Origin of the sequence: Noviluteimonas gilva, assembly GCF_009740395.1 — a bacterium.
GTDB lineage: Bacteria > Pseudomonadota > Gammaproteobacteria > Xanthomonadales > Xanthomonadaceae > Noviluteimonas > Noviluteimonas gilva.
Map to the genome: position 1 here is coordinate 81474 of NZ_WOXT01000004.1, position 23180 is coordinate 104653.

The 23180-nt window shown below is 68.1% G+C and carries 21 protein-coding genes; 6 read left to right on the plus strand and 15 right to left on the minus strand.

The annotated features are described in order from the left end of the window. Positions 1-5: 5 nt before the first annotated feature. Complete coding sequence (gene tpiA / locus GN331_RS12620) at positions 6-755, minus strand: triose-phosphate isomerase (protein WP_156642612.1); 750 nt, start codon at positions 753-755, stop codon at positions 6-8. Positions 756-836: 81 nt separating this feature from the next. On the opposite strand from tpiA, the gene GN331_RS12625 reads away from it, so the two are divergent. Beyond that, a complete protein-coding gene (locus GN331_RS12625; protein WP_156642613.1) occupies positions 837-1529 on the plus strand; it encodes a DUF6445 family protein in 693 nt (230 codons plus the stop codon). 60 nt (positions 1530-1589) lie between these two features. On the opposite strand, the gene GN331_RS12630 is transcribed toward GN331_RS12625, so the two are convergent. The 12 genes from GN331_RS12630 to prmB all read right to left on the minus strand — a co-directional run bounded on the left by GN331_RS12630 (position 1590) and on the right by prmB (position 13888). Then, a complete protein-coding gene (locus tag GN331_RS12630; RefSeq protein WP_156642614.1) occupies positions 1590-2549 on the minus strand; it encodes an isopenicillin N synthase family dioxygenase in 960 nt (319 codons plus the stop codon). A 12-nt stretch (positions 2550-2561) separates the two neighbouring features. Continuing rightward, positions 2562-3923: a phosphoglucosamine mutase gene (glmM, locus tag GN331_RS12635; RefSeq protein ID WP_156642615.1), complete on the minus strand. Its 1362-nt coding sequence runs from the start codon at positions 3921-3923 to the stop codon at positions 2562-2564. Further along, on the minus strand, positions 3920-4807 hold the full coding sequence (gene accD / locus GN331_RS12640; RefSeq protein ID WP_331713480.1) for an acetyl-CoA carboxylase, carboxyltransferase subunit beta: 888 nt from the start codon (positions 4805-4807) through the stop codon (positions 3920-3922). Before accD ends, glmM begins: the two co-directional genes overlap by 4 nt. Positions 4808-4921: 114 nt before the next feature. Then, positions 4922-5734, minus strand: a complete 813-nt coding sequence (gene trpA / locus GN331_RS12645) for a tryptophan synthase subunit alpha (RefSeq protein ID WP_331713481.1) — start codon at positions 5732-5734, stop codon at positions 4922-4924. A gap of 8 nt (positions 5735-5742) precedes the next feature. Then, positions 5743-6123 (minus strand): DUF3144 domain-containing protein, encoded by a 381-nt coding sequence (locus GN331_RS12650; protein WP_156642616.1) that lies wholly within the window; start codon positions 6121-6123, stop codon positions 5743-5745. Positions 6124-6146: 23 nt separating this feature from the next. Further along, a complete protein-coding gene (trpB, locus tag GN331_RS12655; protein WP_231734507.1) occupies positions 6147-7349 on the minus strand; it encodes a tryptophan synthase subunit beta in 1203 nt (400 codons plus the stop codon). Positions 7350-7371: 22 nt separating this feature from the next. Continuing rightward, positions 7372-8037 carry a phosphoribosylanthranilate isomerase gene (locus tag GN331_RS12660; protein WP_156642618.1) on the minus strand — a complete coding sequence of 222 codons (666 nt, stop codon included), beginning with the start codon at positions 8035-8037 and terminating at the stop codon, positions 7372-7374. After that, a complete protein-coding gene (gene truA / locus GN331_RS12665) occupies positions 8034-8819 on the minus strand; it encodes a tRNA pseudouridine(38-40) synthase TruA (protein WP_331713482.1) in 786 nt (261 codons plus the stop codon). Before truA ends, GN331_RS12660 begins: the two co-directional genes overlap by 4 nt. Before the next feature lie 34 nt (positions 8820-8853). After that, a complete protein-coding gene (locus GN331_RS12670) occupies positions 8854-10665 on the minus strand; it encodes a type IV pilus assembly protein FimV (protein WP_156642619.1) in 1812 nt (603 codons plus the stop codon). 88 nt (positions 10666-10753) lie between these two features. Further along, positions 10754-11773, minus strand: coding sequence for an aspartate-semialdehyde dehydrogenase (locus tag GN331_RS12675; RefSeq protein ID WP_156642620.1), 1020 nt, complete (start codon positions 11771-11773; stop codon positions 10754-10756). A gap of 38 nt (positions 11774-11811) precedes the next feature. Further along, positions 11812-12912, minus strand: a complete 1101-nt coding sequence (gene aroC, locus GN331_RS12680) for a chorismate synthase (RefSeq protein ID WP_331713483.1) — start codon at positions 12910-12912, stop codon at positions 11812-11814. A 4-nt stretch (positions 12913-12916) separates the two neighbouring features. Then, entirely contained in the window at positions 12917-13888 is a 972-nt protein-coding gene (gene prmB, locus GN331_RS12685; protein WP_425489290.1) for a 50S ribosomal protein L3 N(5)-glutamine methyltransferase, read from the minus strand. 67 nt (positions 13889-13955) lie between these two features. Between prmB and GN331_RS12690 the strand changes: the two genes are divergently transcribed. Both GN331_RS12690 and asd read left to right on the plus strand, forming a co-directional pair. After that, positions 13956-14603 carry an SCO family protein gene (locus GN331_RS12690; protein ID WP_156642622.1) on the plus strand — a complete coding sequence of 216 codons (648 nt, stop codon included), beginning with the start codon at positions 13956-13958 and terminating at the stop codon, positions 14601-14603. A gap of 4 nt (positions 14604-14607) precedes the next feature. Then, positions 14608-15477: an archaetidylserine decarboxylase gene (asd, locus tag GN331_RS12695; RefSeq protein ID WP_156642623.1), complete on the plus strand. Its 870-nt coding sequence runs from the start codon at positions 14608-14610 to the stop codon at positions 15475-15477. A gap of 1123 nt (positions 15478-16600) precedes the next feature. On the opposite strand, the gene GN331_RS12700 is transcribed toward asd, so the two are convergent. Next, a complete protein-coding gene (locus GN331_RS12700) occupies positions 16601-18139 on the minus strand; it encodes a transglycosylase SLT domain-containing protein (protein ID WP_156642624.1) in 1539 nt (512 codons plus the stop codon). A gap of 157 nt (positions 18140-18296) precedes the next feature. On the opposite strand from GN331_RS12700, the gene GN331_RS12705 reads away from it, so the two are divergent. The 3 genes from GN331_RS12705 to GN331_RS12715 are packed head-to-tail and all read left to right on the plus strand — an operon-like array spanning position 18297 to position 21589. Continuing rightward, positions 18297-19823, plus strand: coding sequence for a helicase HerA-like domain-containing protein (locus GN331_RS12705; RefSeq protein ID WP_156642625.1), 1527 nt, complete (start codon positions 18297-18299; stop codon positions 19821-19823). A 54-nt stretch (positions 19824-19877) separates the two neighbouring features. After that, positions 19878-20333: a hypothetical protein gene (locus GN331_RS12710; RefSeq protein ID WP_156642626.1), complete on the plus strand. Its 456-nt coding sequence runs from the start codon at positions 19878-19880 to the stop codon at positions 20331-20333. Beyond that, the gene (locus GN331_RS12715; protein ID WP_156642627.1) at positions 20330-21589 is read left to right on the plus strand and encodes a tetratricopeptide repeat protein; all 1260 of its coding nucleotides are present in this window, start codon (positions 20330-20332) and stop codon (positions 21587-21589) included. The genes GN331_RS12710 and GN331_RS12715 overlap by 4 nt, the downstream gene beginning before the upstream one ends. Before the next feature lie 74 nt (positions 21590-21663). On the opposite strand, the gene GN331_RS12720 is transcribed toward GN331_RS12715, so the two are convergent. Further along, on the minus strand, positions 21664-23130 hold the full coding sequence (locus GN331_RS12720) for a rhomboid family intramembrane serine protease (protein ID WP_156642628.1): 1467 nt from the start codon (positions 23128-23130) through the stop codon (positions 21664-21666). Positions 23131-23180 lie beyond the last annotated feature (50 nt).

The window sequence follows — 23180 nt, forward strand, 5'->3', positions numbered from 1 at the left end:
TTTGCTCAGGCCGCCGCGTCAGCGATGGCCAGGAAATCACGGGCGACGAGGGAGGCGCCACCCACCAGCCCGCCGTCGACGTCGGGCTGCGAGAACAGCGCCTTCGCGTTGTCGGGCTTCACGCTGCCCCCGTAGAGGATGGGCAGCAAGCCGGCAATGTTAGCAGAGCGCGAAGCGACCTCGCCACGAATGAACGCATGGACCGCCTGGGCCTGCTCCGGGGAGGCCGTACGGCCGGTCCCGATCGCCCAGACGGGCTCATAAGCGATGACCGCGCCGTCCAGGGCCTCGGGGCCGCCGAGCGCGAAGACCGGCTCCAGTTGCTCCTCGATGCGCCATTCGGTCTGGCCCGACTCCCGCTCGCGCAGGGATTCGCCGACGCACAGGATCGGGATCAGCCCCGCCCGCTTGGCCGCGAAGAACTTCCGCGCGACCAGCTCGCTGCTCTCGGCGTGGTACTGGCGGCGCTCGGAATGGCCGACCAGGCCGTATTTGGCGCCGACATCGAGCAGCATCGCGGCCGAGACCTCGCCGGTGTAGGCGCCCTTCTCGTTGATGCTCACGTCCTGCGCCCCGAAGGACACCCCGCGCTCGGCGAAGTGTTCGACCAGCTCGCCCAGGTAGGGCAGCGGCGGCAGCACCACGCGCTCGACGCCGGCCACGGGCGCGACGCTGGCGATCTCTTCCACGAGCGCGCACGCGAACTTGCGATCGCCATGCAGTTTCCAGTTGCCCGCCACGATCTTGCGTCGCATGTGTGCCTTCCGGGAACGATCTTCGAATTGCGGAAGTCTAGCGCAGCGGCCCGCTTGGAGGCCGAAGGCTATGATCGGCCCATGTCGCTGCTCCGCCCGCCCGCACGCCCTTCCCTGCCCGTCCTGCCCTATCGCAAGCCCACGCCGGGCCGCGATTACTGGGTATTCGACGACGTGCTGCCCGATCCCGACGCCGTGCGCACGCGCACGCTCGCGCGCACCGACTGGATCGAAGGCTTTCCGCACAAACCCGAATCCTGGCCGGGCCTGCGCGTGATGCCGGGCCTGATGTCCGACGAACTCGCGATCGTCGAAGCCCTCGTGCGCAAGGCGACGGGCGTCGACAAACTCTGGGTGGAATCTGCGCAGGACGGCGCGCATCTGAACCACAACTGCATCCAGGTGGTCGGCGCCGACGAATGCGATGCGCGGCCGCACACCGATTCGCGCGCGTTGTGCCGTTTTGCCGCCGTGCTGTATCTCAACCCGAACGTGCCCGATTCGTGCGGCACCACGTTCTTCCGCCAGCGACTTCCGGGTGGGCAACGCGGCGGGAACATCGTGATGCCGCCGCATCAAACCCTGGTGCAGGCCTTGGGAACGCGCTTCGTGCCGCCCGACTCATTCGTGGAGGACGTCGACGTCGCCCATCGGTTCAATCGCTTGCTGCTGTATCGCGCGAACCTGCTGCATAGCGCGACGGGGTATTACGGGCGCACGCTGGAAGAGAAGCGCATGGCTGCGGTGTTTTTCTGGATGGCTAAGGGGGCTTGATCCCCCTCGAACGCGCGTTGCGCGTTCGATCCCCCTTGGAAAGGGGGATGAGGGCCGCGCTTACTTCAGTTTGATTTCGCGCAATCGTTCTTCCAAGTAGCCCTGCGCCGTGATCGCCTCGGGATAACGCGAGGGATTGTCGGGCGTCACGCACGAATCCAGCACGTCGATCAGGAAATCCGGATTCGGGTGCAGGAAGAACGGCGTCGAATAACGCGGCTGGCGCGCGAGTTCGCCCGGCGGATTGACCACGCGATGCGTCGTCGAGGGATACACGTGGTTGGTCAGGCGCTGCAGCATGTCGCCGATGTTGACGACGATGGTGTCCGCGTCCGACGTGAACGGCACCCACTCGCCCGTGCGCGACTTCACTTCCAGGCCCGCCGCGCTCGCACCGACCAGCAACGTGATCAGGTTGATGTCTTCGTGCGCACCCGCGCGCACGTTCGGAATGTCGGGCGTGGTGATCGGCGGATAGTGGATCGGCCGCAGGATCGAATTGCCGTAGTCCGTCTTGTCGACGAAGTAATCCTCCGGCAACCCGATGTGCAACGCGAGCGCCGCGAGCACCTGCGCGCCGAGCGCGTCGAGCGCCTGGTACAGGCCGTAGCCCACGTCGCGGAACTCCGGGATTTCGGCGGGCCACAGGTTGGCCTGCATCACGTCGGCGCAATGGTGGTCGCGCGGAATCTCGCGGCCGATGTGCCAGAACTCCTTGAGGTCGTGGTACTGCGCGCCCTTCGCGGTTTCCACGCCGAAGGGCGTGTACCCGCGCGCACCGCCGCCGCCGGCGACGTGATACTGGCGCTTGGTCGCGTCGGGCAGCGCGAAGTAGCGCTGGAACACGTCGTACGCGCGGTCGATCTGGTCCTGCGGAATGCCGTGGTTGCGGATCCCGGCGAATCCCCACTCGCGGTAGGCGTTGCCCAGTTCGGCGACGAACGCGTCGCGGTCTTCAGGGCTTTTCGGATGCGTGAAACGCGCGATGTCGAGCGTGGGAATACGGGTCTGTGAAGTCATCGATGTCTTGGATTACTGCGCGGCCGCGCGCACGGCATCGGCCAGTTTGTCGAGGGTGTTGCGGACGAGCGTGTCGTCATCGGCTTCGACCGTGACGCGCACGACCGGCTCGGTGCCCGACGGACGCAGGAACGCGCGACCGCGCCCCGCGACGGCCGACTGCGCATCGGCGAGCGCCGCCTGCACGGCGGGATGGTCGACCGGCTTGGCGCCCGGCGCGAGTTGCACGTTGATCGTCTTCTGCGGCACCTTGCGCATTCCGGAGAGCGCTTCGCGCAGCGAAAGGCCGCGACGGCGCAACACTTCGAGCACCTGCAGCGCGCTGACGATGCCATCGCCCGTGCTGGCGCGATCCAGGCAAAGCAGATGCCCCGAGGCCTCTCCGCCGAGCACGCCTTCGTGTTCGACCAGCATCTGGTGCACATAACGGTCGCCGACCTTCGAACGCAGGAACGCGATGCCGCGTTCGCCCAACGCCCGCTCCAGGCCGAAGTTCGTCATCAGCGTGCCGACCATCGGGCCGCGCAGGCGGCCGCTTTCCTGCCAATCGGTGGCGAGGACGAACAGCAGGTCGTCGCCGTCGCACACCGTGCCGTCGTCGGTCACGAACAACACGCGATCGCCGTCGCCATCGAAGGCGATGCCGATGTCCGCACCGGTGGCCTTGACGTGCGCGACCAGCGATTCGGGATGCGTCGAACCCACGCCATCATTGATGTTCAAACCATTGGGATCGATGCCGATCGCATCCACGCGCGCGCCGAGTTCGCGCAGCACGAGCGGCCCGATCTGGTAGGTCGCGCCGTTCGCGCAATCCACCGCGATGCGCATGCCGGTGAGGTCGAAGCCCCTGGGCACGGAGTTCTTGCAGGCTTCGACGTAGCGCTCGACCGCGCCGCGCGTGCGCAGTGCCTTGCCGAGCTGTTCGGAAGGCACGGTCGTGAACGGCTTGTCGAGTGCGGCTTCGATCGCCAGTTCCGTGGCGTCGTCGAGCTTCTCGCCTTCGGCCGAGAAGAATTTGATGCCGTTGTCGTGGTGCGGATTGTGCGAGGCGGAAATCACGATGCCGCCATCGGCGCGCAACGAACGCGTCAGGTGCGCGACGGCCGGCGTGGGCATCGGGCCCACGAGCTGCACGTCCACGCCCGCGGCCACCAGGCCGGCTTCGAGCGCGGCTTCGAACATGTAGTTCGAGATGCGCGTGTCCTTGCCGATGATGACCAGCGGCTTGCGCCATTCGCGAAGCGATTGCCGTTGCGCCTCGCGCAGGGCCAGCCCGTAGGCGTTGCCCAGGCGCAGCACGAAGTCCGCCGAGATCGCGCCCTCGCCCACCCGGCCGCGGATGCCGTCGGTGCCGAAATACCGGCGGCTCAAGCGATCGTCTCCGGGTCGTTCGCAGGCTCGGGCTGCTTGAGCATCATCGCGGTGAGGTGCGCGATGCGGTCGCGCATTTCGCGGCGGTCGCAGATCTGGTCGATCGCGCCGTGCTCGAGCAGGAATTCCGGACGCTGGAAACCTTCCGGCAGTTTTTCGCGCACGGTCTGTTCGATCACGCGCGGGCCGGCGAAGCCGATCAGCGCGCCCGGCTCGGCGATGTTGACGTCGCCCAGCATCGCGAAGGACGCAGACACGCCGCCGGTGGTCGGATGCGTGAGCACCGAGATGTACGGCACGCCGGCATCGCGCAGGCGCGCGAGCGCGGCCGAGGTCTTGGCCATCTGCATCAGCGAGAACAGGCTTTCCTGCATGCGCGCGCCGCCGCTGGCGGAGAAGCACACGTAGGGCGCGCGCAACACCAGCGCGCGTTCGGCCGCCAGCGTGAATCGTTCACCGACCACCGAGCCCATCGACCCACCCATGTAGGCGAAGTCGAACGAGGCGGCGACCAGGTCGCGCCCCTTGAGCTTACCTTCCATCGCCACGAGCGCGTCGCGCTCGCCGGTCGACTTCTGCGCGGCCTTGATGCGGTCGGAATACTTCTTCTGGTCCTTGAACTTCAGCACGTCGATCGGACCGAGCGCGGCGCCGATCTCCAGCGTCGGCGCGCCCGGGTCGAACAACGAGGCCAGGCGCGCACGCGCGCGGATCGCCATGTGGTGGCCGCACTTGGGGCACACCTCGAGGTTTTCCTCGAGCTCCGGGCGATACAGCACCGAGCCGCACTTGTCGCACTTTTCCCACAGGCCTTCCGGCACGGAGCGCTTGTTGCCGCCTTCGGTGCGGATGCGCGAGGGCATCAATTTCTTCAGCCAGGACACGTATCGAGTCTTCCGTTCTGGGTGTTGCGCTCCCTCCCCTGCTTGCAGGGGAGGGTCGGGGTGGGGTGTGGCGCGGCAGTCTAGCGCAGCGTCCCGCGAGGGCAACGCGATGGGCTATGCGGCCCGCGCGCCGGGGGTGGCATCGAGCGCGGCGCGCAGCGGTGCGAGGAAACGCGTGGCTTCGGTCGCAGGATCGGTGGCCCCGGCGAGCGCGGCGACGAGCGCGCTGCCCACCACCACGCCGTCGGCGTGTTCGGCCATCGCGGCCGCCGATGCGGCGTCCTTGATGCCGAAGCCGGCGAGCACCGGCACGCGCGCCTGCTTGCGCAGGGCCTGCAGGCGTTCGGACGCGGCGCCGGCATCGAGCCGGTCGGCACCGGTCACGCCGGCGAAGCTCACGAAATACAGATAGCCCTGCGCGTCGTCGCACAGGCGGCGCAGGCGCGCCTCCGGCGTCGTCGGCGAGGCCAGCAGGATCAGTGCGATCCCGTGCGCATCGAGCGCGGCACGCAGGTCGCCGGCTTCCTCCGGCGGGAGGTCGACGAGCAGCACGCCGTCGACGCCCGCGTCCGATGCGTCGTGCGCGAAGCGATCGACGCCGCGGATCTCGACGGGATTCAGATATCCCATCAGGACCACCGGCGTCGTCGCATCGGTCTTGCGGAACGCACGCACCGTATCGAGCACGTACGACAGCCCGGCGCCGCGCGCCAGCGCGCGTTCCGAGCTGCGCTGGATCACCGGGCCGTCCGCCATCGGGTCGGAGAACGGCACGCCGAGTTCGAGCACGTCCGCGCCCGCCGCGACGAGCGCATGCAGCACCGGCACCGTCGCGTCGAGCGCGGGATCACCCGCGGTGACGAACGGCACCAGCGCCTTGCGCCCGCGCGTACGCAGGGCATCGAACGTGTCGGACAACCGGCTCACGGTGTGCCTCAGGCCTTGGTCTGTTCCTGCGCGGCGGCCGCCTGGCGGGCGAGTTCGGCCTGCAGCTCCGAAGCGCCGACGTCGATGCCGCGCTCATGGCCCAGGCCGTCCAGGTGCTCGTTGAGCATCGTGCGGTACAGCTTGGTCATGTAGTTGAGGAAGTCCTGGCGCTCGTTGGCGACATTGGCGCCCGCGCCCTGCATGAAGGTGTGCACGTTGAAGCGCGCGGCCGCGTACAGCGAGGCCATGCTGATGCGCTTGAGGCCGTGTTCCTTCGACTGCTTGTTGGTCAGTTCGAGGTACTCGTTGACCACCTGGAAGAATTTGGGGTCGAGCTGGTTCTGCTGCTGGTCGGCCTGGGCCTGGGCTTCGTTGGTTTCGTCGGTCATGGGGTGGTTACTCCTGGCAAGGTTCAGAAAGAAAGTCCGTCGCGCGCGGCGATGGTGTGCACGTCCTTGTCGCCGCGGCCGGAGAGGTTGCACAGCACGATCGCGTCGCGCGGCATCCCCCGCGCGAGCTTCATGGCCTGCGCGACGGCGTGGCTGGATTCGAGCGCGGCGAGGATGCCCTCGGTGCGCGCGAGCTGGTGGAAGGCGGCCAGTGCTTCGTCGTCGGTGATGCCGACGTACTCCGCGCGACCGGTGTCCTTCAGGAATGCGTGTTCGGGGCCGACGCCCGGATAATCAAGGCCCGCGGACACCGAATGCGTTTCGACGATCTGTCCGTCGTCGTCGCACAGCACGTAGGTGCGATTGCCGTGCAGCACGCCGGGGCGGCCCGCCGCGAGCGATGCGGCATGGTGGCCCGTCTCGATGCCCTCGCCCGCCGCTTCGGCGCCGACGATGCGCACGTCGCGATCGTTGAGGAAGGCGTGGAAGATGCCGATCGCATTGCTGCCGCCGCCGACGCACGCGGTGACGACATCCGGCAAGCGCCCGTAATCGGCGAGCATCTGCGCGCGCGCTTCGCGGCCGACGACGGCGTTGAAATCGCGCACCATCCGCGGATACGGATCGGGACCGGCGACGGTGCCGATGATGTAGAACGTATCGGCGACGTTGGTCACCCAGTCGCGCATGGCTTCGTTGAGCGCGTCCTTGAGCGTTTGCGAACCGCTGGTCACCGGCACGACGGTCGCGCCCAGCAAACGCATGCGATACACGTTGATCTTCTGGCGCTCGATGTCGGTCGCGCCCATGTACACCACGCATTCCAGGCCAAGGCGCGCGGCCACCGTCGCCGAGGCCACGCCATGCTGGCCGGCGCCGGTTTCCGCGATGATCCGCGGCTTGCCCATGCGGCGCGCGAGCAGCGCCTGGCCGATGGTGTTGTTGATCTTGTGCGCGCCGGTGTGGTTCAGGTCTTCGCGCTTGAGCAGGATGCGCGCGCCGCCGTTTTCTTCCGACAGGCGCGTGGCTTCGTAGATCGGGCTCGGGCGGCCGACGTAATGCTTGAGGTCGTGTTCGAATTCGGCGATGAAGGCCGGGTCCACGCGCGCGGCGTCGTAAGCGGCCGCGAGCTCTTCCAGCGGGCCGATCAGGGTTTCGGCCACGAACCGCCCACCGAAGCGGCCGAAATGGCCGGTCGGATCGGGGGTGTTGCTGAAATCGATCAGCGCGGAGCCGGGCTGGACAGGCTCAGTCTGGGTGGCAGTCGGCACGACGAACTTCTTCAACGAAACGACGCATCTTATCGCCGTCCTTGATCCCGGGTGCGCTTTCGATCCCGGAAGCGACATCCACGCCCCACGGAAGGGTCGAAATCACCGCGTCGAACACGTTGTCCGGCCGCAATCCGCCGGCCAGGACGAAGGGCTTGCCGAGCCCGGTGGGCACCGTCGACCAGTCGAAGACCTCGCCCGTGCCGCCGGGCTGGCCCTCGGCGTGGCCGTCGAACAGAAAGGCCGAGGCCCCGGGGTACTTCATCAGCAGCTGGATCGCGTGCTGGGCGCGCTGGGTCGGGTCCAGGCCGCGCATGGGGATGCCCTTGATGTAGGGCACGCCGAATCCCTTGCAGAAGGCGTCGTCTTCCGCGCCGTGGAACTGCAGCAGGCTCGGGCGCACCTGTTTGACGACGGCGCGGACTTCGTCGGCGCTGTTGTCCTTGAACAGCGCCACCGCATCGACCAGCGGCTCCATGGCGTTGCGCATCGCCCGCGCTTCCTCGGGCTGCAGGCGGCGCGGGCTGCCCTCGGCGAACACGAAGCCGACCGCGTCCACGCCCAGCTCGCTGGCCAGGCGCACGTCGCCGGCGCGGGTCATGCCGCAGAACTTGATGCGCGTGCGGAACAGCGTCTTGCTCAAGCGCTCACCTCGTCGGGCAGGCCGAACAGGCCGGGATACACGGGACCGAGGAAGCACAGCCCGGTGGGCGGCGCGGTCGGGCCGGCGACGTTCCGGTCGCGGCCCGCCAGTAGCTCGGCGACCCAGGCCGGCGGCTGCTCGCCGCGTCCGACCGGGATCAGGGAACCGACGATATTGCGAACCATGTGATGCAGGAATGCATTCGCCCTCACGTCGATCCAAACCTCATCGGCGGAGCGCTCGACCGTGATCGACTGCAGGTCGCGCCGCGCGTGCGGCGCCTGGCAGTGGACGGTGCGGAAGGCGCTGAAGTCGTGTTCGCCGACCAGGGCCTGCGCCGCGGCGTGCATCGCGGCCACGTCGAGGGGCAAACGCTCCCACGTGACGTACTGGCGACCGAGTGCCGGGCGCACCGCGCGGTTGAGGATGCGGTAGCGGTAACGCCGCGCGACGGCGGAAAAACGCGCGTGGAAATCGTCGGCCACCGGCACGCACCAGCGCACGCTCACCGACGGCGGCAGGCGCGAGGTCGCGCCGAGCACCCAGCCGCGCGGATCGCGCTGCACATCGGTTTCGAAATGCACGACCTGGCAGGCCGCGTGCACGCCGGCATCGGTGCGGCCGGCGCAGATGGTGTCGATCTGTGTGTTCGCGACGAACGACAGCGCCGTTTCCAGCGCCTGCTGCACGGTTTCGTCGCCGGCGACGCCCGGCTTGCTGAGGCGTTGCCAGCCGAGGAAGTCGCCGCCGTCGTATTCGACGCCGAGCGCGAAGCGGGCCACTTACGCCACCGACATCAGTCGAGCGACGCGTGCATCACAGCTCGCGCAACATGCGGGCGGCGGTGTCGCGTGCGGCCGGATCGCGACCATCGAGCACGTCGCGCAGGATCACGCGCGCGGCATCGTCGTCGCCCATGTCGAGGTAAGCGCGCGCGAGCTCGAGCTGCTGCTTGGCGGTCTGCGGTTCGGCGACGGCGGTGTTGTCGTCGGACTGCGCGCCACCGTGCCACGTGGGCGCGGTGCCGAGCGCCGCGGGCGCGGACGTCCAGTGCGGCGTCGATGCCTTGGCGCGCGGTGCGGGCTCGGAGAACGTCGGGGTTTCTTCGGGTACGACGCGCTTCTCGGCGACGCGCGGCGCGACGTCGTCGGACGTCGGGATGCCGGCGGCGAGCGCTTCGGTGTCGTAGACGCGGCGCGGTTCGGCGCGCGGCGTGCTGCGACGACGCGTGAACAACCACGCGAGCACGCCGAGCACGAGCAGGCCGGCGCCGCCCCACAGCCACGCGGGCGTGGTGGGTTGCGCGGGCTTTTCGCCGGTGGACGCGGTGGTGGCCGTGGTGTCGACCTTCGCCGCGGCGGCGTTGGATTGCGCGAGGCGCTGCTCGGCGGCGGCGAGCTTGCTGTCCTTCATCGCGATCAACGCCGACTGATCCTGCTGCAGCTTCTCCAGTTCCGCGACGCGGGACTTGAGCTCCTGCACTTCGGCATCGCGCGCTGCGAGGTCTTCCTTCGTCTGGTTCAGTTCCTGCTGTCGCAGCATGTCGCCCTCGCCTCCGGCGCTTGCGCCGGATCGTGATCCCGGGGTTTTCGCGCCGCCGTCGACCGGCGGCACGATTTCGAGGCGTGCGCCGGCCACGCGCCGGCCGTCAGATGGCGTGCCCGCGCCGTTGGCCGCCGTGCCTGCCGTCTTCGCGGTGTTCGCAGGCGAGGCTTCCGCCGCGACGTTCGCAGGTTGCGGTGCGGGCGCGGCGAGTGCGCGCCATTGTTCGAGATGATCGCGCACCACCGCCGCGGCTTCGGCCGGCGCGAGTTGCGCGGCGTCCTGCGCCGGCGGCACGCGCAGCACCGCACCCGACTTGAGCAGGTTCACGTTGCCCTTGATGAAGGCGTCGGGGTTGGCGCGCAGCAGCGCGAGCATCGTCTGGTCGAGCGTGTAACCGCGCTGCACGACTTGCTCGGCGATGCCCGACAAGGTCTGGCCGTCGCGGACCGCGATGCGATCGGCGGGCGTCGGCGCGGGCGTATCGGCCGGCGCGGCGACGGGCGCCGGTTCGGGTTGCGTTGCGACCGCATCGGCGTCGGCGGGCGCCGGTTCCGCGGGCGCGGCGTCGGCCGGCGGCGGCGGTTCGGGCTGCGCCGCGGGCTGCGGTGCGGCGGCCACGGGGCGCTCGATCACGTTGGACGGCGCGACGCTCGGCGCCTGGATCGGCGGCTGCGCGGGCGCGGCCACGGTGCGCGGGGTGTCGAGCAGCGCCGAGTATTCGCGGACCAGGCGGCCGCTGCCCCAGTCGACTTCGACCAGGAAGGTCACCAGCGGCTGGCTGACCGGCGCGGTGCTGGTCACGCGGATGACGGGGCGGCCCCGGTCGTCGAGCGCGACGGTGAACTGGAGGTCGGCGGCGGCCCCGCTCGGCGGTTCCAGGCCGATGCGGCGGAAGGTTTCCGGCGAGGCCAGGCGCGCCTGGAGCTGCTCGAGCTCGGCCGGATCGCCGGACACGATGGGGATTTCGGCCAGCAATGGCTGGTCGACTTTCGATTTCACCTGGATCTGGCCAAGGCCCAGCGCGGCGGCCGGCCCGGCCAATACGGCCAGGGCGATCGCCAGCGCGATGCGTCGAAGTGTCATGCCCTTCTCCCCTCAGGCCCGCGAAGACTGTAGCCGCGCACGCTTGCCACTGGCAATGCGTGCACGCCCTCCCTCAATGACAACGCAATCAGAGCGCGTCTGCGACCAGCTCGGCGATCTGCACCGCGTTCAGCGCCGCGCCCTTGCGGATATTGTCCGACACGATCCACAGGTTGACCGCGCGCGGGTGCGATTCGTCGTCGCGGATGCGGCCCACGTAAACCGGGTCCCGGCCCGAAGCGTGGGTCACCGGTGTCGGGTAGCCGCCCGGCACGGGCTCGTCCACCACTTCGACCCCGGGTGCGGCCTGCAGCATCGCACGGACTTCCGCCGCGGTGATCTTTTCGCGCGTCTCGACGTTCACGGCCTCCGAGTGCCCGAAGAACACCGGCACGCGCACGGCGGTCGGATTCACGCGAATGCTGTCGTCGCCGAGGATCTTGCGCGTCTCCCACACCAGCTTCATCTCTTCCTTCGTGTAGCCGTTGGGCTGGAAGTCGTCGATGTGCGGGATCAGGTTGAAGGCGATCTGCACCGGGAAGCGGTGCGGTTCGGGTTCCTGGAAGTTGAGGATGCCCGCGGTCTGCCGCCCGAGTTCCTCCATCGCCGAACGCCCGCCGCCGGAAACCGACTGATACGTGGCGACGTTGATGCGCTCGATGCCCACCTTGCGATGGATCGGCGCGAGCGCGACCAGCATCTGCATCGTCGAGCAATTCGGGTTGGCGATGATGCCGCGCGGCCGGTTGCCGATCTGTTCGGGGTTCACTTCCGACACCACCAGCGGCACATCGTCGTCGTAGCGGAAAGCCGAGGAGTTGTCGATCACCACCGCGCCGGCGGCGGCGAACTTCGGCGCGTATTCCCTCGACGTCGCACCGCCCGCGGAGAACAGCGCGATGTCCACGCCGGCCGGATCGAACGTGGCCAGGTCCTGCACCACGACGTCGCGATGGCCGAATTTCACCCGCGAGCCGGCCGATTTCGCGCTGGCGAGCGCGATGAGTTCGCCGACGGGGAAATTGCGCTCCGCCAGGATCGACAGCATGGTTTCGCCGACGGCGCCGGTGGCGCCGACGATGGCGACCTTGAAGGTTTTGTTCGTCATGTGATCCGTGATTCGTGGTTCGAAAAAAACGAGAGGGTTCAGCGCTTGGCCTTGCCCGGTTTGATGCGCGGCGAGACGTCGCCGACGTCGCCGCATTGCGCGCGATGGCGCAGCGCCTGGTCCATCAGCACCAGCGCGACCATCGCTTCGCAGATGGGTGTTGCGCGCACGCCGACGCAGGGGTCGTGGCGACCATGCGTCACCACTTCGACCGGCTGCCCTTCCAGGTCCAGGCTGCGTGCCGGCAGGCGCAGGCTCGAGGTCGGCTTGAACGCCGCCGACACGATCACCTGCTGCCCGGTCGAAATGCCGCCGAGAATGCCGCCGGCGTGGTTGGACAGGAACCCATCGGACGTGATCTCGTCGCGATGCTCGCTGCCGTGCTGCGCGACGACCGCGAAGCCGTCGCCGATCTCCACGCCCTTCACCGCGTTGATCGACATCAAGGCGCTTGCGAGTTCGCCGTCGAGCTTGCCGTAGATCGGCTCGCCCCAGCCCGGCGGCACGCCGTCGGCGACGACGGTGATGCGCGCGCCGACCGAATCGCCGGACTTGCGCAGCGCATCCATGTAGGCCTCGAGTTCGGCGACCTGCGCGGTGTCGGGCCAGAAGAACGGATTTCCTTCGACCGCATCCCAATCGAAGCCGCGCGGCACGACATCGCCGATCTGCGCCAGGTGCCCGCGGACGCGCACGCCGAATTTCTCGCGCAACCAGCGCTTGGCGATCACGCCCGCCGCAACGCGCATCGTGGTCTCGCGCGCCGAGGAGCGTCCGCCACCGCGCGGATCGCGATGGCCGTACTTCTGCCAGTACGTGTAATCGGCGTGCCCGGGGCGGAAGGTTTGCGAGATCGCGTCGTAGTCCTTCGACTTCGCATCGGTGTTGCGCACGACCAGCGCGATCGGCGTGCCGGTCGTGCGGCCTTCGTAGACGCCGCTGAGGATTTCGACGACGTCGGCTTCGTGGCGTTGCGAGGTGTGGCGCGTGCGACCCGTCGCGCGGCGCGCGAGGTCGTCGACGAAATCTTCCGGCGCGATCGACACGCCCGGCGGGCACCCGTCGATCACGCAGCCGATCGCCGGCCCATGCGACTCCCCGAAGGTGGTGACGCGGAGCAGTTCGCCGAAAGTGTTCACGGGGTCAGCGGCTCGGGCGGCGTGCGTCGGCGAGTTCGCGAATGCGCGCGTTGTGCTGCACGAGGTCGGTGCATTCGGCGACGAAAATGCCCATCTGCCCGACCTTGAACTCCACCCATGCGAGGGGAAGTTCGGGCAGCAATTGCGTCAACGCCTTTTCGGACTCGCCCACTTCGCAGATCAGCAAGCCTTCGCGATCCAGGTGCAGCGGTGCGTCGCGCAGGATCTGCAACGCGAGATCCAGGCCGTCGTCGCCGGCGCGCAGGCCGAGGTCGGGCTCGTAGGCGTATTCCTTCGGCAGCGCGTCGGTTTCGGCGTTGGTGACGTACGGCGGATTGGTGACGATCAGGTCGTAGTGCTCGCCCTGCAGGCCGGAGAACAGGTCGGACTTCAGCAGACGGACGTTGTCGGCGTGCAGGCGCGCCTTGTTCTCGTTGGCGAGTGCGAGCGCGTCGTCGGAGATGTCCACGCCGTCGACGTGCCAGTCCGGGTGGTAGTGGCCCATCGCGATGGCGATGCAGCCCGAGCCGGTGCACAGGTCGAGCGCACGCATGACTTCGCGGTCGCCGAGCCAGGGCTGGAAGCCGTTCTCGATCATCTCGGCGATGGGCGAACGCGGCACGAGTGCACGGCGATCGGTCTTGAAACTCAGGCCCGCGAACCACGCCTCGCCGGTGAGATAGGCCGCCGGCATGCGTTCCTCGATGCGGCGCAGGAACAGGCCGAGGACTTCTTCCTTCTCCGCTTCGGTCACGCGCGCGTTGCCGTACACCGGGCTGAGGTCGTGCGGCAGGTGCAGCGCGTGCAGCGTGAGCTGCGTGGCCTCGTCCAGCGCGTTGTCGTAGCTGTGCCCGAAGGTCAGCCCCGACGCGTTGAAACGGCTCGCGCCGTAGCGGATCAGGTCGATGATCGTGGCCAGCTCGTCGGTCATGGGCGCGGCGGAGCGGCGGCGGCCGCGGTCGTTGGGGCCGTGCATGATAGCGCGCCCGGTATCATTCACCGCTTCGCGCTGCTCCACGCGGCGCCCGACGGAACGCCCGATCATGTTCAACCGCACCACCGCCTGGATCCTCGTGGTCGCGCTGGCCGCCGCCATCGGCCTGTGGGCCGGGCACCGCTGGTACTCGCGCCCCGCCACGCCCGCCCTGCCGCAGACGCAGGCCGTGCGCCTGTTCCCCGAGCCGCGCGTGCTGCCGACCTTCTCGCTGCAGCAGTCCGACGGCACGCGCCTGGTGCCGGGCGAACTGCAGGGGCACTGGACGATCGTGTTCATCGGCTTCACCCATTGCCCGGACGTGTGCCCGACCACGCTGTCCGAACTCGGCGTGGCGCAGAAGCAGTGGGAAGCGATGCCCGACTCGGTGCGCCCGCGCGTGTTGTTCGTGTCCGTCGACCCCGACCGCGACACCGCGATCGGCACCGGCGAGTACGCGCACGCCTTCCATCGCGACACCATCGCCGCCACCGGCGACGTGCCGTCCCTCGAAGCCTTCGCGCGCAGCCTCTCGCTGGTCTTCATGAAGGTGCCGCCCGAAGCGGGACAGCCGGCCGATCGCTACAACGTCGACCACAGCGGCGCGCTCGCGGTGCTCGATCCGAAGGGCCGCATGGCCGGCGTCATCACGCCGCCGTTCGTGCCGCAGGCGATCGCCGCCGATTTCAAGACGCTCACCTCGTCCGTGGCACGCTGATCCGATGCAACTCATCACCGCCCTCACCTACGTCCTGCCGCATCGGTTCGTGTCGTCGCTGGCGCGCAAGCTCGCGTATTCGACGAATCCGCGCACCAAGCAGTGGTTGATCGACACCGTCGTGCGCAAGTTCGACGTGAATTTGTCGGAAGCCATGGAGCCGGACGCGACGCGCTATCCGTCGTTCAATGCATTCTTCACCCGTGCGCTGCGCCCCGGCGCGCGCGTGCCCGATCCAGATCCGCGCGTGTTGACGATGCCGGCCGACGGCCGCATCAGCGAGTGCGGTCACATCGGGTTCGCGGGCGACGCGGAGCACGACGATCCCGGGCACATTTTCCAGGCGAAGGGGCACGGGTTCAGCACCGCGCAGTTGCTCGGCGATGCGGAGAAGGCGAAGGCGTATGTCGGCGGGACGTTCGCGACGGTGTATCTGTCGCCGCGCGATTATCACCGCGTGCACATGCCGTGGTCGGGGACGTTGGTGGAGACGGTGCATGTTCCGGGGCGGTTGTTCAGCGTCGGCGTGGATGCGGTCGGCAATGTGTCGCGGTTGTTTGCGCGCAACGAGCGCCTGGTCTGTCATTTCGAGACGGACTTCGGGCCGATGACCTTGGTGATGGTCGGGGCGCTGCTGGTTTCGGGTGTCGAAACGGTGTGGAGCGGTGTCGAGATTCCGCCCTACGGTGGGCCGATCGTGCGCAAGGACTGGCGCGGCAAGGGGGTCGTGTTGGAGCGGTTCGCCGAGATGGCGCGGTTCAACTACGGTTCGACGGTGATCGTGTTGTTGCCGAAGGGTGTTGCGGCGTTGGCGCCGACTTTGCGTGCGCAGGCGCCGGTGCAGTTGGGTGAGGCGTTCGCGACGTTGGTTTGAAGGGGGTCCGCGGACGGGGCGTCGTTGTTTGTCGTGCGACTCCACCAGATTGGCGCATCGGTACGCCGTACTGGATGTCCTTTTGCTACACGAAGAGCGAGCCACGCTCCGCAAAAGGACATCCAGCACGACGCACCGCTGCGCGCAGCGTCTGATCATTTCGCGACAGCACTTGGTGAATGGGTGCGTCGCTGGTTGCGCGCTGCGCGCCAACTGCCAGCACTCCAGACGGACGGAACGTCGCCCACCTCGGCGCGCGCACCGTCGTGACTTCGTCGCCTCTGGCAGGCGACGTTCCTCGCGGCGATCTGATCGGAGAGCGGGGCCCCGCTACTCCAGTTGACGACGTTGCGGATTGAATCGAGTCGATTGGCGATGGAAGTTGCCTTCATCGCGGGCGGAGTCGAGCTCGACGGCGGTTGAACTGGGTCCGTCGCTGAGTGAATTGCGTGGGTTGACGACGGAACTCGGTGCATCGCCGATTGAACCGAGCGGGCTGGAAGTGGATCCAGGTTCCGTCGTCGAAGGACTGGCGTGCGTGGCTGAATGACCTCAGCCCATCGCAGACTGCATCGCGTGCATTGGCGACGGAACACAGCCCACTACGCACGGAGTCAGCTGGGTTGGCGATGGAACGCAGCCCATTACGGACCGAGTAGTCCGGGTCCCCAACCCCTCTCCCGCAGGGAGAGGGGCGCCGCTTCACCCATCAAATCACCGCGAAGGCGCCGATGCCCGAGAGAGGACATCGAGGAGAGCGCGCGACCGGAGCTCGGCTCCGAGATGTCCTCGACGGGCAAGGCGCCGCCCATCGGGTGTGCTGGCTGTACGCGCGCACCCATCAACACGCGACGCACCCTTCATCAACCAGCTGTCGAGCAACCCGACGAATAGTGCGCAGCGGACGTCGCGTTGAAGGCCACATTGCGGAGCTTGAGCTCTTGCGGAGCAATGTGGCCTTCAATGCGGCGCGCCGCTGCGCCGGTCTGGTGGAGGCGCACCCCAAACAACGACGATGGTTCTGCGTACTGCACCTCAAGCTTTACCCCACCCAAAAAGAAACCCGCCGGTGGCGGGTTTCTTTTTGACCTCCCCTGGAGGGGAGGTAAGTGGCGCCTACCAATCAATTCGCCGTGCAGCCTTCCAGGGTCAGCGTCTGCCCCGGGCGGATCGCGTAACGCGGCGCCTTGATGCGATTGGCTTCCGCGAGTTCCCGCATGTCGCAGGAGAACTTCTTGGAGATCGCCGTCAGCGTTTCGCCGCCGCGCACCTTGTACTTGCCGGCCTTCGCGGGCTTGGGCGTGTCGGCCGATGCGACGGGCGTCGGGCGCGGTGCGGTGGCCTCGGCGGTGGCGATGCTCGACACACCCCGCACGGCCGAAGCGGCGTCGCTCATGACCAACTGGTGCGCGAGGTCCGCACGCGGGCCCTGCGCGCAGTGACGACCGTACAGACCGACGATCTTCGTCGTCGCGTTGAGCGTCGCACCGGCCGGCAGCCAGCTGTCGGCCTCGTAACGCGGATTGAGATTGCGCAAGGCGCGCATGTAACCGTCGCGCGTGCCGCCGTTGCCCAGGCAGATCGTCAACTCGTAGATGGACGCCGCGCGCGTGAGCTTGAGCATCGCGGGCTTGGCTTCCACCTTCGGGAAGGTCAGGCCGTATTGCTTGGGATGCAGGAACAGCCACGCCGCCGCGATCACCATCGGCACGTAATCGCGCGTTTCGGCCGGGAACTGGTTGTAGACCGACGCGTCCCAGAAGCCCTGCCCGTTCGCGCCGTTGTACACGCGCAGCGCGCGGCCTTCGCCGCCGTTGTAGGCCGCCAGCGCGAGCTCGATGCTGCGATTGAGCTGGCCCATGCGTTCGTTGAGGTAGGCGGCGCTGGCTTCGGCCGACGAACGCGCATCGAAGCGCGTGTCGAACCCGGTGCCGTCCGGCCCGAGGCCGAAGCGCTTGCCGGTGGCGTACATGAACTGCATCGGGCCCGCCGCGCCCGCGCGCGAGCTGACGTGCACCTTGCCGTTGGATTCCTTCGCCATGATGCCGAACAGCAGCGCCTCGGGCAGGCCCGCGCGCTGGAACTCCGGCCACATCAGGTGACGCATGTACTGGTAATTCTCGTAGCTGCCGATCAGCGCCGGGCGCATGTCCGTCAACCACTTGCGGATGCCCGCCTGCACGGCGGGGTTGTACTGCACCATCTGGTCGAAGCGATGGTCGTCCGACAACAGTTGCGCGGCACGCGCGGCTTCCGGCACGTCGGCGGCGATCGCGGCGATGGCGTGATCGTCGTCCTCGTCGTCGGCGGCGACATCGTCCGCGGACTGCGCCTCGCCGTCGGCCTGCGACTTCAACAGCCGCTTGTAGGTGGCGAGCATCGTCGGCACCGAGCAGCCCTTCTGCTGCATGCAGGCGGCGATGACGTCCTCCATGTCCTCCAGCGCGGCATCGCTTTCCGCCGTGCCCGACGGATCGGCGTTGCCGATGCGCACCAGCGCCCCGCGATACCGCTGCTCGGCCGCCGCCATGCGCGTGTTCAACGCCTCGACCGCGGCCTGGTCCTTCTTTGAGGCCGCATGCGCGGGCGAAACGACGGCGGCCAGCGCCAGCGTGGTGGCGAAGCAGAGTGCGGCGACGCGCGGCAAAACCGAATCAGACATGCGAAAGGACACAAGTTGAGCGAAAGTCCGGGAGACGGTATCGGCGCACGTGCTGCACCGCAACCCATTTTTGCCGTGAAACTGCGGACGCCATCGTGGATTGCCCTTGGATGGCCGACGCACGGCTATGATCGGCCGACACTGAACAGGCGCTTCCATGGATCCCATCCTCGTCGGCAAGTCGGTCACCACGCCCCAGGGCGGTCCGGTCACGCTGGAACCGAAGTACGGCAATCGCCACGGGCTCGTCGCCGGCGCGACCGGCACCGGCAAGACGGTGACGCTGATGACGATCGCCGAAGGCTTCGCGCGCCTCGGCGTGCCCGTGTTCCTCGCCGACGTCAAAGGTGATGTCGCCGGACTCGCGGTCGCCGGCACGCCGGACCAGAAGGTGCTCGACCGCGCCGCGCAGATCGGTGTCGCGAACTACGCGCCCGCCGCGAACAACGTCATCTTCTGGGACCTCTACGGGAAACTCGGCCACCCGGTGCGCACGACCGTCAGCGAGATGGGCCCCACCCTGCTCGCGCGCATCCTGGAACTCAACGACACCCAATCGGGCGTGCTCGACATCGTCTTCAAGCTCGCCGACGACCGCGGCCTGCTGCTGCTCGATCTCGAAGACCTGCGCGCATTGCTCGGCGTCGTCGCCGACGAGCGCAAGGACATCTCGACGTCTTACGGCCTGGTCAGCGCGCAGTCGATCGGCGCGATCCAGCGCGCATTGCTGCGCCTGGAACAGGACGGCGCGGAACAATTCTTCGGCGAACCCGCGCTGGAACTGTCCGACCTGATGCGCACCACGCCCGACGGCCGCGGCGTCATCGGCATCCTCGCCGCCGCGCAACTGGTGCTCAAGCCGCGCCTGTATTCGAGCTTCCTGTTGTGGCTGTTGTCGGAATTGTTCGAAACGCTGCCGGAAGTGGGCGACCTCGACAAACCGAAACTCGTCTTCGTCTTCGACGAAGCGCACCTGTTGTTCGACGATGCGCCGCCTGCGTTGCAGCAGCGCGTCGAACAGGTCGTGCGGCTGATTCGTTCGAAAGGCGTGGGCGTGTACTTCTGTTCGCAGTTCCCCGACGACGTGCCCGACGAAATCCTCGGCCAGCTCGGCAACCGCGTGCAGCACGCGCTGCGTGCGTTCACGCCGCGCGACCAGAAGGCGGTGCGCACCGCCGCGGAAACCTTCGTCGCCAATCCCGATCTCGACGTGGGCAAGACGATCTCCGCGCTCGGCGTCGGCGAAGCGCTCGTCTCCACGCTGCACGACATCGACGGCGCACGCGCCGTGCCGATGCCGGTCGAACGCACGCTCATCGCGCCACCGCACTGCCGCATGGGCGCGATCACCGACGCCGAACGCGCGCAGGTGCGCGCCGGCAGCCCGGTCGGCGGGAAGTACGACACGTCGATCGATCGCGAATCGGCCGCCGAAAAACTCGCCACGCACGCACAGGCCGCCGCTGAACGCGCCGATGCGCCGAAAGCGAAGTCGCGCGAAGACGACGAACGCGAAGAACCCGGCGTCGGCCAGGCGGTCAAGGACGTCGTGTTCGGCACCAAGCGGCGACAGGGCATGGTGGAAACCATGGCCAAGCAAACCGCGCGCACCGTCGGCAGCCGGATCGGCCAGCAGATCCTGCGCGGTGTTCTCGGCAGCATCTTCGGTGGCTCGCGCCGCTGATTGTTCGAGCAGTCCATAACGACAACACACGTTCCACATTCCGGGGGTCAACCAATGCGCAAGTCCGCCACGTTCCTGTTGCCCGCCTTCGCCCTGCTCGCCCTTGCGGCGTGCAAGCGCGAGGACACCACGCCCGTCGCACCGGCCGTCACCGCAGCCGCGCCTGCGACGATGCAGGCACCCGCACCCGCAACCGTCGCCACCGCGGTCGGCGTTTCCGAATCGCCGGCACCGGGCGAACACACGACGTTCGATGCGAAGGCGTTCGCGGGATCGTTCTCCAATGAGGGCGTGGAAGTGACCTTCGCCGCGGACGGCACCTACACGCTGAGCACGCAGGCGGCGGACGCAAGCACGGGCACGTGGTCGCTCGAACCCGATGCACGCCACGTGCGCCTGGATCCGAATGCGAAGTCGGAAGACGACCGCGTGTACGAACTCGTCGACAACGACCAGCTCAAGGCCGTCAACGGCACGCAGGTGCTGCGTCGCGCGGGCAGCGCGCAATGAGTGCCACGCCCCGCGCCACGACGGCGCCGCCGGAACCGTTCTGGCAACGCATCCCCGCGATCATCCTGTATCCGATCCGCGGCGCGGCGCTCGTCACGCTGGTGATGCTCGCGCTTCTCGCGATCTTCCGCGGCATTCCCTTCATCGGGTGGCTGATCTCGATCGCGATGTGGCTCGGCGCCTACAAGTACGCGTTCGAAATCCTGCGGCGCTCGGCCGACGGCGACATGGAGCCGCCGGAAGTGATCGTCACCGTGGACAGCGGCGTGGTGTGGCGCTTCCTTGTAATGCAATTCGTCCTCGTCGCGCTGCTCGTCCTGTTGCTGTTCACGCAGAGCAAGCTGCTGATCGTCGGCGGCCTGGCGTTGCTGGTGTTCCTGCAGCCCGCGCTCACGATGACGCTGGCGATGACCGGCAGCCTGTCGAGCGCGCTGAGCCCGTCGACGGCGTTTTCGATCGTCGCGCGCGTGGGTTGGCCGTATCTCGCGGTCGTCGGCTTGCTGTTCGTCATCCAGTTGAGCGCGCTGACGGCCGGTGCGTGGCTCGGCCACATGGTGCCGCCGATCGTCGCGAACTGGTTGTCGACGGTGCTCGGCTTCTGGGGCCTGTTCTCCGCGTTCCATTTGATGGGCTACCTGATCTACCAGGCGCACGACGAACTCGGATACGAACCGGCGACGCTGCAGGCCCAGGCCACGCACGCGCCCATCGGTGCCGTCGGCGGCGAAGCCGTCATCGCGGAGGCCGAACCCTTGATTCGCGAAGGCCGCATGACCGAGGCCATCGCATTGCTGCGCACGGAAGTGCGCACGCGTGCGGTATCGACCGAAGTGCATGAGCTTTATCGCCGCCTGCTGCAGAAGGCCGGCGACATGCAGGTCGTGCAGGAACACGCGCGCCAATTCCTGCATCAGCTGATGATGGAGAAACAGGACCGCAAGGCGCTTGGATTGCTGCGCGAAAGTCTCGACACGGATCCCGCGTTCGTTCCCTTGCTGCCCGAACACGGCGCGCGCCTGGCCGAACAGGCCCGCCTCGGCGGCCAGGCGCAGTTGGCGGTCGACGCGCTGCATGCGCTGTTCAACGCGCGTCCGGGCGATGCGTCGTCGGCGCAGTGGGGCCTGACGGCCGCGATGATCCTGCTCGAACGCTTCAACCGCCCCGCCGAAGCGAAGGTGTTGCTCGAACGCGCGCGGACCCGCACGACGGACGAAGCACTGTTGCAGCGCATCGACGCCGCGCTCTCCCTTACCTGACGGCTGCTACCCCCCTTCCAAGGGGGGTCAATCGCGCAAAGCGCGATTGGGGGGGATAAAGCAACGACGCCCCCTCACCCGTTCTCGAGCAGGAACCGAGCCTTCACCGCCTGCGGCTGCTGCGGGTGGCGTTCGGTGAGATGGCGCAGGCAACGCACGTGGGCGGCCTGCGCACCGGCGTCGCGATGGCGCAGCGCGAGATCGAACCAGAGTTGCGACGCGGTGTCCGGCGCGACATCGGCCGTGAGCGGTTGCAGGGCGCGCTCGGCGGCGTCGAGGACGCCGAAGGCGATCGCGCGTCGTGCAAACGACAAGCGCACGTCCGACGGGATCGCGCTGGCCTGCGCATCCAGTTCCGCAAGCAACTCACCCTGCGCCCGCACGCTGTTCGCATCCGGCGCTTCGATCGACAAGGCTTGCAACGCGCGGGCCGTCGCCTGCTCGGCGCGTCCCCCGTTGCGCGCCACGCGATAACGCGCGAGTTGCACGTCCACGCGCCACGGCGCTTCGGCCGCCAATGCGGTCAGCAGCGCATCGGCTTCGGCCAATTGCATGCGCCCGATGTGGCGCTGCGCGCGCTCCCAGCGATCGTCCTTCGCCGGCGCGTCGGGTGCGGCGTCGCGAATGAACGCCGTGCGCACCTGCCCTGTTGCGGCGAGCGCGGCGCCCATCAACGCGCCGCACACGAGTCCGCCGGCATGCGCTTCGAACGCGACGTTCGAATCATCCCGCACGAGCAGATTGAACAATTCCCACCCGAGCCACGCCGGGAACAACCACAGCGCCGGCGCACGCACGTAATCGAACCACACGCCGATCCAGTAGAAGAACCGCACCGGCTGCGTGCCCCACACCAGGCAGAAGCACCCCATCAGCGCAGCGATCGCACCGGAGGCACCGAGCCCGCCCGTCGCATCGCCCCAGTGGAATGCGATCGATGCGAGGTTCGCGCCGACCGCGCCGAGCAGATACACCGCGAGGAACCGCCACGGCCCCAGCGCACCCTCGACCAGCAGGCCGATGATCATCAGGAACAGCATGTTGCCGAACAGGTGGCCGAAGTCGGCGTGCAGGAAGGCCGAACTCACCAGGCGCACGGGATCGAACTCGGAAGCGCGCAGGAGATAGCGCAGTGTCGGAATCGACGACAGCGTCGCGTCGTAACCCGCGCGCAGGCGGCGCCATTCGTCGAACGTCGATGCGTCGGGAAACAAGCGCCCGGTGCGCAAGGCCGGTTCGAACTCGCGATCCACCAGCGTGTGTTGCCCGACGAACGCGTGGCGCGCGTCCTCGTCACGCAGTGCGCGGAACTCCGCGAGGTCTTCGGCGCGTCCACCACGCTCGATCAGCCATCGCTCGTACGCGGGCGCTTCGATCTCCGCCAGGCGCGAGGGGATGTAATCGGTCAACGCTTCCTGGACCCGCGCCTGGTCGCCTGCCTGCAGGCCGAAGAAGACGAACACATTGATCAGGACGAGCAGCGCGGTGACGACGGGAAACGTGGCGCGCGTCAGCGGGCGATGCAGCGGCAGCAGGAGCATGCAGGAGGCGTCGCCCTTGATCGTTGGGCGCGAGCTTGGCATAAGCAACG